The sequence below is a fragment of the Companilactobacillus nantensis DSM 16982 genome, assembly GCF_001435815.1.
GTDB classification, from domain to species: Bacteria; Bacillota; Bacilli; order Lactobacillales; family Lactobacillaceae; genus Companilactobacillus; species Companilactobacillus nantensis.
In genome coordinates this window covers 13,384-26,475 of sequence record NZ_AZFV01000009.1, presented here as the reverse complement: position 1 = coordinate 26,475, position 13,092 = coordinate 13,384, and the positions used below count along the sequence as shown (strand labels likewise).

Annotated in this window: 10 protein-coding genes; 4 read left to right on the top strand and 6 right to left on the bottom strand. The window is 35.7% G+C overall.

The window, feature by feature from the left end; translation table 11 throughout:
• Positions 1-716: 716 nt before the first annotated feature.
• Positions 717-998 carry a hypothetical protein gene (locus FD31_RS05195; protein ID WP_057891710.1) on the top strand — a complete coding sequence of 94 codons (282 nt, stop codon included), beginning with the start codon at positions 717-719 and terminating at the stop codon, positions 996-998.
• Positions 999-1,131: 133 nt separating this feature from the next.
• Here the strand turns inward: FD31_RS05195 and FD31_RS05190 are convergent, their stop codons facing one another.
• The 4 genes from FD31_RS05190 to glnA all read right to left on the bottom strand — a co-directional run bounded on the left by FD31_RS05190 (position 1,132) and on the right by glnA (position 5,512).
• A complete protein-coding gene (locus FD31_RS05190; protein WP_057891709.1) occupies positions 1,132-1,569 on the bottom strand; it encodes a MerR family transcriptional regulator in 438 nt (145 codons plus the stop codon).
• A 181-nt stretch (positions 1,570-1,750) separates the two neighbouring features.
• Positions 1,751-2,359 carry a TetR/AcrR family transcriptional regulator gene (locus tag FD31_RS05185; RefSeq protein ID WP_057891708.1) on the bottom strand — a complete coding sequence of 203 codons (609 nt, stop codon included), beginning with the start codon at positions 2,357-2,359 and terminating at the stop codon, positions 1,751-1,753.
• A 10-nt stretch (positions 2,360-2,369) separates the two neighbouring features.
• The gene (locus FD31_RS05180) at positions 2,370-3,737 is read right to left on the bottom strand and encodes an Nramp family divalent metal transporter (RefSeq protein WP_057891707.1); all 1,368 of its coding nucleotides are present in this window, start codon (positions 3,735-3,737) and stop codon (positions 2,370-2,372) included.
• A gap of 446 nt (positions 3,738-4,183) precedes the next feature.
• Entirely contained in the window at positions 4,184-5,512 is a 1,329-nt protein-coding gene (glnA, locus tag FD31_RS05175; RefSeq protein WP_147007373.1) for a type I glutamate--ammonia ligase, read from the bottom strand.
• 465 nt (positions 5,513-5,977) lie between these two features.
• Here glnA and guaC point away from each other — a divergent pair, with 465 nt between their 5' ends.
• Positions 5,978-6,955 (top strand): GMP reductase, encoded by a 978-nt coding sequence (guaC, locus tag FD31_RS05170; protein WP_057891706.1) that lies wholly within the window; start codon positions 5,978-5,980, stop codon positions 6,953-6,955.
• Positions 6,956-7,456: 501 nt separating this feature from the next.
• Here guaC and FD31_RS05165 read toward each other — a convergent pair.
• The gene (locus FD31_RS05165) at positions 7,457-8,431 is read right to left on the bottom strand and encodes a glycosyltransferase family 2 protein (RefSeq protein ID WP_057891705.1); all 975 of its coding nucleotides are present in this window, start codon (positions 8,429-8,431) and stop codon (positions 7,457-7,459) included.
• 21 nt (positions 8,432-8,452) lie between these two features.
• Entirely contained in the window at positions 8,453-10,819 is a 2,367-nt protein-coding gene (locus FD31_RS05160; protein ID WP_371862675.1) for a glycosyltransferase family 39 protein, read from the bottom strand.
• A 268-nt stretch (positions 10,820-11,087) separates the two neighbouring features.
• Between FD31_RS05160 and FD31_RS05155 the strand changes: the two genes are divergently transcribed.
• Positions 11,088-11,780 carry a response regulator transcription factor gene (locus tag FD31_RS05155; protein ID WP_057891704.1) on the top strand — a complete coding sequence of 231 codons (693 nt, stop codon included), beginning with the start codon at positions 11,088-11,090 and terminating at the stop codon, positions 11,778-11,780.
• On the top strand, positions 11,764-13,086 hold the full coding sequence (locus tag FD31_RS05150; RefSeq protein WP_057891703.1) for a sensor histidine kinase: 1,323 nt from the start codon (positions 11,764-11,766) through the stop codon (positions 13,084-13,086). Before FD31_RS05155 ends, FD31_RS05150 begins: the two co-directional genes overlap by 17 nt.
• Positions 13,087-13,092 lie beyond the last annotated feature (6 nt).

The following is a 13,092-nucleotide window of genomic DNA, read 5'->3' as shown; positions in this document are numbered from 1 at the left end:
TAATCTAGCAACATGCTTTTTATATTTTGCGTTTTACTTGTTAAATGTGCCGCCTCCAGGAACAAGAAATTTAGGTCGCTATGGGGACCGATTCGAGCCAAAGAGCGGTCTCGAATCTCGATTTTGAACCTCGCAAAATACGCGAGTTTCAAAACTCGTCCCGTGGTGTAATGGCTAAAGCCATAACGCCACCTTCACAGCGACCTAAATTCTTGTTCCCTACGGCTAGTTTTTTCGTTGTTTTTTGATTCCTAATTTATTAGAGTATCGAGGCTTGAATACTATTTGGAACCCTTTAATCTTGATATATATATCAAATTATGGAAAAAATACATCATATACGCGTGGTGCTAGTTAGTTTATTACAACTAATCTCAAGCTTGTCATACTTCAACCGTTTAAAGAAATTTAGATTCATGTAAAGACTTTAGTCGGAAGAATCGAGAATAGTTACTGGCTGTGACAGTGGTGTTAGTGCGGGGTGTTTTCCCGTGCTTACAGCCACCGGGCGTGTTTGGAGACTCGCTTGTGAGGCTTCAGACCGGTCCGCATAGCCAGTAACTATTTCTCGATTCTGGAGACAGCATATTTAACTAACACCACACGTTATATTTGAAATGAGAATTATGAGGATAATTAAATATCCTCCCACTCACACATATTATTATAATTTCACATTTAAAATTTGCTATAATTAGGTTAAGGAGGCGGTAGGTATGGCTTTAAATATTAATTTGGTGAACGGTCGTAGTATTCACATCACTGAAGAAACATATATTATTGCATGGAAATATCAATCATCAATGATGGCAAGTAATGATGACCATTATTATCTAGATTGCATTTTCAAGGGTGGTTTTGAAGATGGTAAAATCACCGAAGAAGACGAAGAGAACAAATTGGAGGGTTTAATCAGCGCAGCTGACTGGATCACAATTGGTAAAGACAATAAAAACTCTTTGAAAACAACCGCTGTTTTAAGCATTACCAGAGACTAAATTAAAAAAGGACCCAGTCAATGACTGGGTCCTTTATGCTCTCTGGGGGGAAAGCAGTAATCAGAATTTTGATTACGCCAAATCTTAACATTAAAAAAACACAATTTCCAGAGAAAAGCACATATACAAAAATTTAGTTATTTAACGATTGACTGGCTTTTGAAGCAGCTTCCAAGGTATCACAAAAGTCCTCTAAGCCATCCTCGGAACCATTAGCACATGCAGCTTCGAAATACTTCACTTTATGATCTAATTTCTCCAAATATCGTTGCGACTGCTCAATTTGTTTCATCACTTCATCACGTTGACGTTTAAACATTGCAAGACGTTCTTCTAAAGTATCGTTACCTTCCATTGACATATTGACAAACTCTCTAATTTCCTTCAGCGACATCCCTGTCTCCTTCAAACATGAGATCAAATCAACAAAATCCATATCATCATCGGTAAATTCACGGCGGCCACCATTCCCACGATGTACAAATGGCATGAGCCCTTCTTTATCATAATAACGTAATGTGTAACTAGAAAGACCGGTCTTTTCTGCTACTTGTCCAATTGAATATGCCATATCGGTCCTCTTCTTTCTTATAAAAAATATTAATACCAGTATACCTTAATACCAGTATTTTTGTACTTTTTTAAAACAACCAACAAAAAGTAAATCCTTTGAAAAAAACAGACTAGTAATCAGTTTTACTTTAGATTACTAGTCTGTTTTTCGTTAATGTTTAAAAAATTTTTGTAATTTCTTATTTTTGAATCAATTGAATCAGTAAATGAATTTGCGCAAGTGTTTTCTCACGAATTTCATGACTGATTGTTTTTCTATTTTTAATTAACAGCTCTTCATAAATCGAACGTTGCAAAATCGAGACAATCATATCTGTAAAACTATTAACTTCAGCATCAGTAATCTTTGTAAGCTGTTGAATCGATTTAACATTATTAACTAAATTACTTTTTAATCTCTCAAGGATTTGTGAGATCCATTTAGACTGATCATTTGATAAAATCGCCCGTTCACGAATCGTGATCATAAAGGAACGATAGCCCTCTTCATCCGAAAAAATTTCATAAATGCCATTATAAATGTCGATAATCTGTTTTTCCAAATCGGCTAGATTATGAACTGGCTTTTGAACCTTTTCGACATATTCCTCGCGATAAATCATCCCTTTTTGAACGATTTGATCCAAAATTTGATTTTTGCCTTCTGGAAAATAATAGTATAACGAACCATCTGAAATACCAACTTCTCGATTGATTTCCCGAGTTGTCGTCGCCTCAAAGCCTTTTTTAACAAATAAATCTTGAGCAACCTCTAAAATTTTTTCTTTTTGAATGTCGCTTTTCTTCATAAACACCCCACTATAATCCTAATGTCGTTTGAATAATTAAATAAATATTCAAAATTATTAGCACAAACGTTGCAAACCAAGCACTGTATTTGACCCAATTTTTATTCTTGAATTCTCCCATAAGGTTCTTATCACTCGTGAAAATAACTAACGGAATGATAGCAAATGGCAAGGCTACACTCAAGAACACTTGTGAAAATGTCAACAGATTTTCAATCTTTGCTTCATTATCGTGATAATAAATGGCGAAAATTAAAACAGGTGTAACTGACAAAAGTCGTGTCAATAAACGTTGTGCCCAAAGTGGCATCTTTAAGCGAATGAAACCTTCCATAATAATTTGTCCGGAAAGAGTTCCAGTAATAGTTGAACTTTGACCTGATGACAACAGAGCGATAGCAAACAACATACTCAAAATGGGACTGGCAATTGCACCAACAACTTGTTTATTACTCAACGCATTGAATAAATCAACGAATCGTCCCAAATCACTGTTTGTTCCATAGAATAAAGCTGCACCCAAGATCAATAGCAAACTATTAACGATAAATGCTAAGAATAGCTGCATATTAGAATCAATCGTTGAAAACTTGATTGCTCGTGCAACATCCTTTTTATCTTTACGATTAATTTTTCTCGTTTGAGAAATGGATGAACCGAGATACAAATCATGTGGCATAACAGTCGCACCAACAATACCTAATGATAGATAAAGCATTGATTTGTTAGTAATAATACTACTTGAAGGAACATATCCTCCAATAATACCGGAAACACTTGGTTTTGCTAAAAAGACTTCATACAAGAACACTAATAAAATAACTGCAACTAATGTAGCTACAATCGCTTCAATCTTGCGAAAACCTAATTTCATTAGCAATAGTAAAATCAAAACATCGGCAGCTGTTATCAAAATACCAATTATCAAAGGGATATTGAATAGTAACTTAATCGCGATACCCGAACCAATAATTTCAGCAATATCAGTTGCCATAATCGCTAATTCAGCAATGATCCAAAGAATGAATCCTCCAGTCCTTGAAGTCCGTTCACGTGTCAACTGCGCTAAATCCTTACCAGTAACGATTCCCAATTTAGCTGACATTGACTGCAACAACATCGCAATCAAACTAGAAATTAAAACGACTGATAACAATGTGTACTTAAATTGAGCCCCACCAGCAATTGATGTAATCCAATTACCTGGATCCATGTAACCCACGGCAATCAAGACACCTGGACCCGTAAAGGTCATTAAAGTCTTCCAAAATCCAGCACCCTCGGGAACCTCAATACTGCCGTTGATTTCATCAAGACTCTTGTTGTTAGCCATATCTGGGTCAGCAACTTTCTTACTTGTTTCACTACTATTCCTCATGATAGTAGTACCTCTTTTCTATTGGTTTAGAAATTCGGTGATAGTTTATCATCGCAACTTATGACGTTATCTCCGTATTCTGACGCTATTTGAGGACACGATTAAATTATGCACTTATATAAAATCTTTAATATTGAATAATTTGAGCGTGCGCTCAATTAACAATTGATACTATATCACGATTTACAGAAAAATACAGTTTTTTTTATTGTTGATTACAAGGTGAGACTAATTTTTTGATGCAAAGCCTGCCAAAATCATATTTATCATGTTTCCTTTGATAAATTAATTTACTGAAAATACCTATTTAAAATATTTTCTTTCATCAATATTGTGAAACTGATATAACACATAAAATAGCTGAAGGTTCATCGTGATTCACCTTCAGCGACAAAAAAAAGCCCCAACCTAGACTAACTAGATTGAGACCATAATTATTTTAATAATTAATATTGTGACATGTATGTATCACGTTCCCATTGGGAAACTGTTTGTTGATATCTTGCCCATTCAGCATTCTTAGCAGCGAAGAAACTATTAGTTAATCCCTTGCCAAGTGATTGTTGAACATATTCATCTTTACGTAGTGCTTTCAAGGAGTTATGTAAAGTTGAAGGAAGATCAATGATGCCTTCTTCACGACGTTTGTCTTCTGACATTTCGTAAATATTATCTTTAACTTCTGGCATCAAGTCATAATTACTTTCGATACCATCAAGACCTGCATCCAAAATACATGCAATTGCCAAATATGGGTTAGTTGTTGGATCAACACTTCTCATTTCGACACGTTTTGACTTACCCTTAGCAGCTGGTACTCGGATAAGTGGTGAACGGTTCTTACTTGACCAAGCAATATAAGTTGGTGCTTCATAGCCTGGTACTAAACGTTTATATGAGTTAACTGTTGGGTTGTTAACAGCTGTCAAAGCACGAGCATGTTTCAAAATACCACTCAAGAACTTCTTAGCTGTGTCAGATAGCATATCATTTTCGTCATCGAAGATATTATCATCACCATTAAATAGTGACATATTGATGTGCATCCCTGAACCATTGATACCTTGAACTGGTTTTGGCATAAATGTTGCATACAAACCATGTTCCTTAGCAATAGTCTTAACAACTAGTTTAAATGTTTCGATACTGTCCGCAGCTGATAGAGCATCTTGATACTTGAAATCAATTTCTTGTTGTCCTGGTGCAACTTCGTGGTGACTAGCTTCAACTTCAAAGCCCATCTTTTCAAGACCTAAAACGATATCCTTACGAACATTAACACCTAAATCAACAGGTGAAAAATCAAAGTAACTACCATCATCATTTAAGTGAAGTGTTGGGTTACCGTGTTCGTCCGTATTGAATAAGAAGAATTCTGGTTCTGGTCCAATATTAAAGTTAGTAAAGCCCATGCCGTGCATTTTTTTAATGATTCTCTTCAAGTTAACACGAGGATCACCTTCAAAAGGTGTACCGTCTGTCTTGTAAATATCACAGATCAAACGGGCAACCTTTCCATGTTCTTCACCCCATGGGAAAATCAACCATGTTGATAAGTCCGGGTGTAATAACATATCACTCTCTTCAATACGTGTGAATCCATCAATTGATGATCCATCAAAAGTAATCTTGTTTGCTAGAACTTTGTCTAGTTGAGAAACAGGAACTTCGACATTCTTGATGATTCCGTTGATATCTGTAAACATTAAACAAATAAATTCAACGTTTTCATCTTTAACCATTTTTGTAATATCTTCTGCAGTATAATGTTGCACTTTTAACCACTCCTATTGGATATACCGATTTTTTAGAGGCCACTAATAAACGTTATTAATATACCGTTCTATTAATAATATGATGATAATACCAATTACAAATCTTAGTGTCAAATATTTTCATTACCATTTTCAATAAATTCCAATATTAAATACCAAGATTATCGTATAATGTAGTGCTAGTTAAATATGCCGCTTCCAAGAGCAAGAATTTTATTAAAGAATAACAATTTGTCATAGTTTTACCATGACCACCTGAAAAAAACAGGTTATATTCTTACAAATTTACTGAATTAAACAATAAACTAATAGCACTACACGTACGTATAAGAAAATTTTATCATAATTAATACTATTAATCGCATAATAAATTTGACTTATTGCTGTTTTCCCGTTAAATTATAGATACGAACGAAATCAAATATAAAAATAATAATTGTTCGTAATTAATGGAGTGAATAATAAATGCAAGTTTTCGATTATGAAGATATTCAACTAATACCGAATAAATGTATCGTGGATAGTCGTTCAGAGTGCGATACTAGCATCAAATTTGGACCAAAAACATTTAAAATCCCGGTTGTCCCTGCTAATATGCAAACAATTATTGATGAAAAACTAGCTGAAAAGCTAGCTGCCAATGGCTATTTCTACGTCATGCATCGTTTTGAGCCGGAGACACGTGTTAATTTCATCAAAGAAATGAACCAAAAGGATTTGTTTACTTCAATCAGTGTCGGTATCAAAAAGGATGAATTTGATTTCATTGATACTCTCGTAGCTGAGCATTTAAAACCTGATTACATTACGATCGATGTCGCTCATGGTCATAGTGACCGCGTCATTGAAATGATTAAATATATTAAAAAGAACTTACCTGATTCTTTCATAACCGCTGGTAACGTTGGTACCCCTGAAGGAATTCGTGAACTAGAAAACGCCGGTGCCGATGCCACAAAAGTCGGAATTGGACCTGGTAAAGTATGTATCACTAAACTAAAGACTGGTTTCGGTACTGGTGGTTGGCAATTAGCCGCTGTAAGGCTCTGTGCCAAAGCCGCAAGTAAACCTATTATCGCTGACGGTGGCGTTAGAAATGACGGTGACATCGCCAAATCAATCCGTTTTGGGGCAGATATGGTCATGATTGGTTCCCTACTTGCTGGTCATAAAGAATCTCCTGGTAAGATCATTGAAAAAGATGGCCAGAAATACAAAGCATATTTTGGTTCAGCTTCTCAATATCAAAAAGGCGAATACAAAAATGTTGAAGGTAAACGGATGCTTGTTCCTTACAAAGGTGAAATTATGGATACTTTGACGGAAATGAAGCAAGATTTACAATCTTCAATTTCATACGCCGGTGGTAAAGATCTCAATTCCCTACGTAAAGTAGATTACGTAATTGTTAAGAATTCCATTTACAATGGTGACGTTTATTAATTCAATTTAGTTGCAAGTATAGTTAACTTTCAATCATTAAGATAAAGGAGCCAAGTAATCCGATTTTGGGTTGCTTGGCTCCTTTTTTTGTTTTAAGCGGAAAAAGCTAATAAATAGTATCGCACATATTAGAAAAACATTTTAACACTATTTATCTTAGTCAAATAACATTCATAATAATCAACAAAAATAAGTTATTTCACGAAAAGATTACTAAACTAGCATCCCTCTGTATCATATACAGATTGATTTTTGACAAAGCAAAAGGTCGTATTTATCGCCATAAAAAGAAAAAGAAGCTGACGACTGGGTGTTCGTCAGCTTCTTTTTTATGAATGGGATAGTTCATGTTCAATTTGATAAGCTCCGGTTGTCCATCAAACAACTTTAGCAACTATCAAATTTACCATAACTGTAACACATTAACTGATAATTAAAAAGTGTGAAAACTTTTAAAGTAAAAAAGAATTTTTCTAATTTTTCATTGTCGATTTTTCAAGCTTACTCGACTCTTTGATTAAAGTGATCCGTGAAATGATGAATGCCTTTGTTACGCTCTTCAAAGCCTTCAGTCTTGCTTACAATGAAGCGTGGACGATTATTTACTTGATCTAAAACACGTCCCAAATAGCTTCCTAAAATACCAATTGAAAGCATCAACAAACCGAGGGTGAAAAGCAAAATAGTTACGCCTACACCTGCCAAACTGTAACTGCTGCTAACAATCATATAGCCCAGTGAAAAAACTCCACTAACCAACGGCACAATTGAGAAAATATTGACAAATTGTAAAGGTTTCATTGAAAACGAAGTAATTCCATCAATAGCTAGTTTAATCATCTTTGAAAGTGGATATTTAGTTTCACCAGCCATCCGTTCCTGACGATGATATTGAACACTTGTCTGTTTGAATCCAATCCAAGTAACTTGTCCACGAACAAATGGATCTTGTTCATGTAGCTTCAATAATTGGTGAACAGCCTTTCGATCCATCAAACGAAAATCACCTGTATCGAGTGGCATATCAATCGTTGCTAAATGTTTGAATGTTCGATAAAACATTTTGGCAGTAATTTTTTTGAAAAATGTTTCACCATCGCGTTGCATTCTTTTACCATAGACAATTTCGTAGCCTTCATTCCATTTTTTGATCATTTGAGGAATAACTTCAGGTGGATCTTGTAAATCAGCGTCCATCACAACCACAGCATCCCCTTTGGTATATTGGAGACCTGCAGTAATCGCTAATTGATGTCCAAAATTACGAGAAAACTCGACTAATTTGATATTATCATGTTGTTTGAGCGCTGCCTTAATAATTGAAACTGATTTATCCTTTGATCCATCATCAACGAATATCAATTCATATTGTTCTTCTTGCTGTTCGATATAGTTTAATAGTGTATCAATCGTTGCTTGAATACCAGCCTCTTCATTAAAAACTGGTAGAACAATTGAGATTAACTGATTTTTCATAAGCGAATGTCCTTTCATTGATTACTTATAGATGCTTGATAAATCATAAAGTGTTCCTGATTGACCAGGTCCACCCATGCCACCGCCCATTGCTTGTGCGCCGGTTGATTGCTTCATTTGTTTTTTCATTTTCTTAAGTTGAGCTTTGGTTAATTTCTTCTTACCTGTTGTTGGTGCTGATCCAGTTCCTGACGGAGCCTTTGTCCCACTTGGGGCTGCTCCACTAGGCGCTTGACCTTGACCACTTGAACCGCTTGGCTTAGCTGGCGGCGTTGAGCTACTTGAACTTGAACCTGGTGCTGTACCACTTGGAGCTTGACCAGTACTATTAGTTGAACCTGTTTCTGAAGCGACTGTTACAGAACTAGAATTATTAGTTGCTGTATTACTACTACTTGCTAAAGTGACTTTCTTAGCATGTTTCTTAATCCAAGAAACAATGGCACTATTATTACCTCCGGCTTTTCCACCAGAATAGTAATACTTGACCTTGCCTTCTTTAACAAGTTTCTTAAATTGCTTCAAGGTAATTGCATTATCGGTACCGTTGAAACCACCCATCGCCATAACAGCTTTACCAGTTTTAATAATGTATGGTGCAGCGGTACTTGAATCATCAGTCGCAAATAAATATTCAGCATTGCCTTGATGTTTCTCAAGATATTTCAACAAGGTTGAATCGACTGATGAATCGCCCATACCGCCACCACCTGATGACAGTAACGAAGGACCAGCACTTGGAATACCATTACTTGATCCTGCTAAAGTTGGCGTTAATGACCACCACGTTGGAGCAAGCATAACGATAATCAGTGCCGCAATTGGCCAAATTCGTTTATTCTTTAAGCGGATAGCAATCCATGGTAAGACGAATAATGGAATTGAAATGATGATTCCTGCAATCAACAATACCCAAGCTAGTGTTGGATAGTAATCCGTTAAATACCACGCTTGTAAAATACTTGTCGCTAAAATTGAAATTGGTAAAAGCATCGACCAAATCGACTTTTCACGCCATTGTTTAATCATTGTATAAATACCGACGCCAGCTAAAATGGCCATCGCTGGTGCCAACATAATTGTGTAATATGGGTGGAAGAAACTAGCAACCGAGAAGAATCCGGCTACTGGAACCATCCAACCTAACCACAACCAAAGTTCTTTTCTTTGATTATTAAGGGAATACCATTTTTTCTTTGGATCTTGATAATAAATATAACTAGAAATCACACCAAAGACGGCCAATAACATTAACCAACTAATCTGTGGTCCCAATTCCTTTTGTAATAATCTGAAAGGTCCGGCAGTACCAATGTTGAAGGCTCCACCCCCAGCACCAGCGCCTGCGCCACCACCGTTCCCTTTAGTTCCACCCATTGAAGGTGCGCCACCTTTAGTTGAACCAGATGGCTTAGCTGGTGGATTGCCATTAGCGGATGTTTTCTTCGAACCACTAGGTGGTGTTGGGGCATTACTTGACGACTTTGTACCACTCTTCTTTGACGAACTACCCATCCCTGGGAAAGCTCCGCCGGTACCAGTTGTTTGACCAAGCAAACGTTCTGTTCCGTTATAACCAAAGGCTAATTCCAAAGCAGAGTTAGTTTCCGAACCACCTTCATATGGACGACTAGATGAATTAGTCATATCAACTGACAATGGCCAAATTAAAGTGAAAACGGCTAAGAAGACTGTGGCAATTGATAAATGCAACAACTTCTTTTTCCAATTAACTTTGGCAGCTAACCAGTAATAAAGATACAAGGCTGGTAAGACCATGAAAGCTTGTAACATTTTAATATTGAACGAGAACCCAATTAAAGCAAAACCAATCCAAAGATATCTTTGTTGCTCTTTCAAAACAGCTTTTTGAACAAACCAGACGGACAATAGTAAGAAAAATACTAAAGTGGCGTCCATATTGTTAGTTCTTGAATCAGCTACTACGATTGGTGTTAACGTCATAATTAAGGCAGAAATTCGAGCTGGAATCCGGCCAAAGCGTTTGGAAACGAGGTTGTAAATCAAATATACCGAACCAATTCCAAAAAGAATTGATGGTAAAACCACACTCCATCCGTGAACGCCAAAAATTTTGGCACTAATCGTCATAAACCAAAGTGCTACTGGTGGCTTATCAACTGTAATAAAACCAGCAGGGTCAAAACTGGCATACCAGAAGTTTTTAAAACTTTTTGTCATACTAACAATCGCTGAAGTGTAGAAGCTGTTAGCCTCACCTGCTTCCCAAATATTCCATGCGTATAAAAATGCCGCTAGAATTAAGATTGCGATTAACCAATAATCATATTTAACATTTCTTAATTTATCGAAAAATCCAAGTTTTTCATTTTTTTGAACACGACTCGGTTCTTTTGAATCCATCATTTATCTTCTCCAATCTCTAAAAAACAATATTTATAAAGAAACAAATGATTGAATAAACTAAAACTGATAATAAAATCGGCTTTAATTGAAAATTATTTTTCATCTGTTCAAATTCCTTTCTTAACAACAGGGACAAGATTAGACAAACTAACTTAAATTAAGCTTAAATCGAAAATAATGCTTTATAATTATGATTAGAATTTGCATGGAGCTATCTCCAAATCCGATAAATACCCATGTATATAGAACTTATAAAAGGAGCCCAGATATGGCAAACAATATAAGAATCTTAGTAGTTGAGGATGATGAAAATTTAGCTAACAACATCGCTTCCTTCCTAGCTGACTTTTCAGAAGTTGATATTGAAAATGATGGTCTTAGTGGTAAATTTGCGGCAACTGAAGATGTTTACGATTTAATAATTTTAGATATCATGTTGCCTGAAATGAACGGTTACGATGTTTTGAAAAATATTCGCAAGGATAAAATTAATACCCCTGTATTAATTTTGACTGCCAAGGCTGAAATCGATGACAAAATTCATGGTTTCAATTTGGGGGCTGACGATTACTTAACTAAGCCTTTTCATCGAGAGGAACTTCAAGCACGGGTCAAAGCTCTCTTAAAACGTAGCGGCGTTTTAGCAGATGATTCCACTTTAAAAATCAGGAATTTGGAAGTTAATCTGAATAATCACGAGATTGATGCTAATGGCACACAAATTGCCCTAAATGGTAAAGAATATGATTTATTAGTTTATTTGTTGCAAAATAAAAACACTATTTTAACTAAAGACCAAATTTTTGAACGTATATGGGGTTTTGACTCTGATACTTCCATTACTGTCGTTGAAGTGTACATGAGTAACCTACGCAAGAAGTTGCGTCCTTCTCAAAACGATAATTTGATTAAAACTATTAGAAACGTTGGGTATATTTTCCAAGATGACACTGAAAACTAGACAAAATACCATCACTCGCCGTCAACAATTTAAACTATTTCTTTCCATCATGGCCGCCTTTGCCATCCTCTTTCTGACACTGGGAATTATCATCTTTAATCTCTTTCAATCATCGACCTATCGTAGTATTGATAAAGATATTCGAGATCAGGTCATTTCCATCCAGAAGCAACCTAATTTTGCTAAACGCACAACTCCTGATCCTCATGACCCGAACCATATGATTGACCAAAATAAAAAACCAGATCCGAAAGCTCCTTTTCAAGCTTCAATTCTGGTTTTTGATAATTCCGGTAAATTGCTTAATAAATCAAGTTTGGGTAACCGTTATTCAGTTTTAAAAAACATTAAATTACGGAAGAAAAATGTTAACATCAAACAAACACTCGTTGTTAATAAAATGAATTTCCGTTCAGTTCTGATTAAAGTTTCCAAGAAAAATCACAATCCAATGTATGCCGGTAATTACGTTTTGATCATGCAAAATATTGATACTCAAATTCAGGCAATCAAAAACTTCGAGGAAATCTTGATTATAACGTTCTTTATTTTTTGGATTATTGCATTAGTCATTTCTTACTTCCTAGCAAGAATCAATATGTTACCAATCGTTAAATCCTGGAAACAACAAACTGAGTTCGTTAATGATGCTGCCCATGAACTACGGACACCCTTAACGATTATCCAAGGAAAACTCGAATACATGCTGACGAAACCCAAGCAAACAATTTTGGACGAAGCTGAAGCTATTTCAGTTTCACTTGATGAAGTCAATCGACTCAACTCACTAACTAATAATTTGTTAGTTTTGGCACGTTCCGATTCAGCAACTACTAAGTACGAATTTAAACTAACAACTCCTGACTTTTTCTTAAAAGATCCTATTGAACCGTTTAAAGATATTATCAATTCTCAGTCAAAAGTTTTCCAAATCAATTTAAATCATCATCCCACAATGTCGTTAGACCGTGATAAAATCAAACAATTATTAATTATCCTGTTAGATAACGCGACAAAATACACGCCAAGAAATGGTACGATTAGAATATACGATCAAATCGAGGGTTCCAAATATCAATTTATCGTCTCCGATACCGGTGTTGGCATTAGTGATGCCGATAAAACAAAAATTTTTGGTCGCTTCTATCGTGTTGATAAATCTCGTAATACTAACAGCGGTGGACACGGATTAGGCTTAGCAATCGCTAAACAAATCGTTGACCTGCATCATGGACATATTTTTGTTCGCGACAACTTGCCCCAAGGCAGTGAATTTGTCGTCGAATTACCAATTAAACACAATTAAACCGAG

Bases quoted from the DNA above. Each gene is read 5' to 3' on its own strand.
- FD31_RS05165 (WP_057891705.1), bottom strand. From the start codon at position 8,431: ATGAAAAATCAGTTAATCTCAATTGTTCTACCAGTTTTTAATGAAGAG.
- FD31_RS05160 (WP_371862675.1), bottom strand. From the start codon at position 10,819: ATGATGGATTCAAAAGAACCGAGTCGTGTTCAAAAAAATGAAAAACTT.
- FD31_RS05195 (WP_057891710.1), top strand. From the start codon at position 717: ATGGCTTTAAATATTAATTTGGTGAACGGTCGTAGTATTCACATCACT.
- FD31_RS05155 (WP_057891704.1), top strand. From the start codon at position 11,088: ATGGCAAACAATATAAGAATCTTAGTAGTTGAGGATGATGAAAATTTA.
- guaC (WP_057891706.1), top strand. From the start codon at position 5,978: ATGCAAGTTTTCGATTATGAAGATATTCAACTAATACCGAATAAATGT.
- FD31_RS05190 (WP_057891709.1), bottom strand. From the start codon at position 1,569: ATGGCATATTCAATTGGACAAGTAGCAGAAAAGACCGGTCTTTCTAGT.
- FD31_RS05180 (WP_057891707.1), bottom strand. From the start codon at position 3,737: ATGAGGAATAGTAGTGAAACAAGTAAGAAAGTTGCTGACCCAGATATG.
- FD31_RS05150 (WP_057891703.1), top strand. From the start codon at position 11,764: ATGACACTGAAAACTAGACAAAATACCATCACTCGCCGTCAACAATTT.
- FD31_RS05185 (WP_057891708.1), bottom strand. From the start codon at position 2,359: ATGAAGAAAAGCGACATTCAAAAAGAAAAAATTTTAGAGGTTGCTCAA.